The following is a 3,444-nucleotide window of genomic DNA, read 5'->3' on the forward strand; positions in this document are numbered from 1 at the left end:
ATTTATGTAAACTTGGAGGAAGCAAACCATTCTTTGAACTTATGAAATCAGCTAACTTGAAAAATCCGTTTGAAGAAGGGACATTGGCTTTTGTAATTCCAAAAATTAAGGAATATTTGGATAATGTTGATGATATGAACTTGTAAATTTGATATTACTTATTTATTTAGATAATTATTGTTTATAAATATAACCTAAAAAATTTTGAATTAAGTGAAAATTTTTAAAATATTTATATTTTTTCTATTGATTTTAAAAAGAATTAGTGCTATAATAGTTGTAGATACAAATTAATAAAACAAAAAATAAATATATTTAAATATGGAGGTAATTTATAATGATTTACGAAAATATCTTAGACTTAATTGGAAATACGCCTGTGGTAAAATTAAAATTCTTAAATGATGAAAATATCGCTGATATTTATGTTAAACTTGAAAAATATAATATCGGTGGAAGTGTAAAAGATAGAGCGGCTCTTGGAATGATAGAAGCAGCTGAAAAAGAAGGAAAATTGAAACCAGGTGGAACAATTGTTGAACCTACTTCTGGAAATACTGGTATCGCACTTGCATTAATCGGTAAAGCAAAAGGTTATAAAGTGGTAATTGTAATGCCTGATTCAATGAGCGTGGAAAGAAGAAGTATTTTGGCAGCCTATGGAGCTGAATTAATATTAACTGAAGGAGCAAAAGGTATGAAAGGGGCAATTGCTGAAGCTGAAAAACTAGCAGCTGAAAACGGATATTTCTTGCCTCAACAATTTGAAAATCCTGCAAACCCTGAAAAACACTACGAAACAACTGCAAAAGAAATCTTAGATGATTTCCCTCAAATTGATGCTTTTATATCAGGAGTTGGAACTGCTGGAACTTTATCAGGAGTTGGAAAAAGATTAAAGGAAGAAAGACCAGGAGTTAAAGTATTTGCTGTTGAACCTGCAACTTCTGCAGTATTATCAGGAGAACAACCTGGAAAACACTTCCAACAAGGACTTGGAGCAGGATTTGTGCCTGGAAACTACGATGCCAGTCTTGTAGACGGAATTATAAAAGTAACTAATGAACAAGCAGTAGAATTTGCGACAAGAGCTTCAAAGGAAAATGGACTATTTGTTGGAATTTCTTCTGGAAGTGCAATCGCAGCAGCTTATGAAGTAGCCAAAAAATTAGGAAAAGGTAAAAAAGTTGTAACAATTTTACCAGATGGTGGAGAAAAATACTTATCAATTGAAGCATTTAGAAATAGTTTATAATTAATAAAACTTAACTAACTCGGGCAAGGATTCTCTAACTTTTATATAATATTCATATATAATAATGAGATGAATTGCCTGTTTTCATATTTTCATACTTTATGAAATAAATTATATGGTAAAATTTCTTTATAACTTAGCTAAAATGTTATACATCATTTAATTTTTATAAATTTAGTATTAAAAAAATAGAATACGCAATAAAAAGTTGTTTTTAAAACAGTTTTATTATATAATTCAAGTATAAATTTTAAGGAGTGTGATTATTATTTTTAAATGGTTAGTAAGTGAAATAAATAATATTGCAGAAAAAGATCCAGCTGTCAGATATAAAATAGAAGTCTTTCTTTATCCATCGTTACATGCGATTATTAATCATAGAGTTGCTCACTTTTTTCAAAAACATAAATTATATTTTTTGGCAAGATTAATTTCTCAAATTTCACGTTTTTTTACAGGAATAGAAATTCATCCAGGAGCAAAATTAGGAAATAAAATATTTTTTGATCACGGAATGGGAATAGTAGTTGGTGAGACTGCTGAAATAGGTGATAATTGTGTTATTTACCACGGTGTAACTTTAGGTGGAGTAAGCACTTCAAAAACTAAAAGACATCCTACATTAAAAAACAATGTTTCTGTCGGAGCAGGAGCAAAATTGCTAGGAAATATAGTAATTGGAAACAATGTGAGAATTGGAGCAAATTCAGTTGTTTTAAAAGATGTTCCAGATAATGCAGTAGCAGTAGGAATTCCCGCTAGAATTATTCCAAAAACAGAAGAAGATTATTATATGTGGCATATTTAATGGTTTTTTTTAATATTAATTATTAAAATATTCAAATACAAAAAAATTTGACAATCAAAGTAAAATATGGTATATTTTTTATATGAAAGTAAAAACAATAAAGTTCTAAAAAATATAAACTAAAAAAAGTAAATTTATTCAGACTATAGTTGGGAAATTTCAATCGAAATAAAAATTAGGAGAAAATTATCCCAAAATATAAAAGCATATTTAAAACTAAACTAATAAAAACGGAGGATTAAAATGGCAAAAGTAGGAATTTTTTTCGGTTCAACGACAGGAGTAACTGAAGATATTGCTCATAAAATCGCAGAAAAGATTGATGGAGCAGAAGTTTTTAATATTGATGGAAACGAAGATAAATTAGAAGATTATGATGTACTGCTTTTAGGTACTTCTACTTGGGGATTTGGAGATTTACAAGATGAATGGGCAGCAGTTCTTGATGATTTAGCAAATAAAGATTTAAGTGGTAAAAAAGTAGGGTATTTTGGAAGTGGTGACCAAGGAACTTTCTCTGATACATTTATGGATGGAATTGCTATCATTGATGAAGAAATCCAAAAAACTGGTGCAACAATTATTGGAAAAACTTCAACTGAAGGATATGAATTTAACGAATCAAGAGCCGCAAAAAATGGTGAATTTTTAGGATTAGCTTTAGATGAAGTTAATCAATCTGAATTGACAGACGAAAGAATTGACGCATGGGTTGAACAAATCCAAAAAGAATTTTAAAAATACTCAAACTCATTTAAAATTGAACTATTAAAGTATAAACTTAAACTTTAAGCAAAATAATCATAGTTTTTGAGTTCAGTTTTAAATTACTTTACATATCATAAATTAAATACATTTAAGATTGTGTAGTAAAAAAGTTTTTTTAAATTTGGTAACATTTGTGATAAAATTATTCACAAGTGTCAAAATAAACATGATTTTAGCTATATTTATATATAACTAAGATAAATCAATTTTCACAAGTTGATTTTCTCTCCAAAAAATTTAAAAAGGTGTTTTTATAGCACCTTTTTTTATTATTTTAATAGTTATAATTAAAAAAGAAGCATTTTGTAATACATTCAACTCACAAAATACTTCTCTCAAAACTATAATTTCTTCTCAACTTTTTTCTCAATTTCTCCTTAAAATAAAACCTCTGTATCTTAACTTCCCTACTTTTTTCTATTCATAATAACCTTTTTCTTCAAAATTAAACTATTAAAAATAATATTTTTTATCTAATCTATCTATAAAATAACTTTTTTCTTCTGGGACAATAATACCTTTAAACTCCTTTTTTATCGATATCGACTTAATTTTAACAACTTTTTTCTTCATAATTCGGATTCGACCAAAAATCCTATCCTTTGTAATTTTG

Annotated in this window: 3 protein-coding genes; all 3 read left to right on the forward strand. The window is 27.6% G+C overall.

The window, feature by feature from the left end; genetic code table 11:
* Positions 1 to 337 precede the first annotated feature (337 nt).
* The 3 genes from cysK (at position 338) to ACO409_RS06135 (ending at position 2,801) form a co-directional block, all read left to right on the forward strand.
* Positions 338 to 1,255, forward strand: coding sequence for a cysteine synthase A (gene cysK, locus ACO409_RS06125; RefSeq protein WP_485555792.1), 918 nt, complete (start codon positions 338 to 340; stop codon positions 1,253 to 1,255).
* A 259-nt stretch (positions 1,256 to 1,514) separates the two neighbouring features.
* Positions 1,515 to 2,063: a serine O-acetyltransferase EpsC gene (epsC, locus tag ACO409_RS06130; RefSeq protein ID WP_485555794.1), complete on the forward strand. Its 549-nt coding sequence runs from the start codon at positions 1,515 to 1,517 to the stop codon at positions 2,061 to 2,063.
* A 243-nt stretch (positions 2,064 to 2,306) separates the two neighbouring features.
* Positions 2,307 to 2,801, forward strand: a complete 495-nt coding sequence (locus ACO409_RS06135; RefSeq protein ID WP_485555796.1) for a flavodoxin — start codon at positions 2,307 to 2,309, stop codon at positions 2,799 to 2,801.
* Positions 2,802 to 3,444 lie beyond the last annotated feature (643 nt).

The sequence above is a fragment of the Leptotrichia sp. genome, from assembly GCF_057270615.1.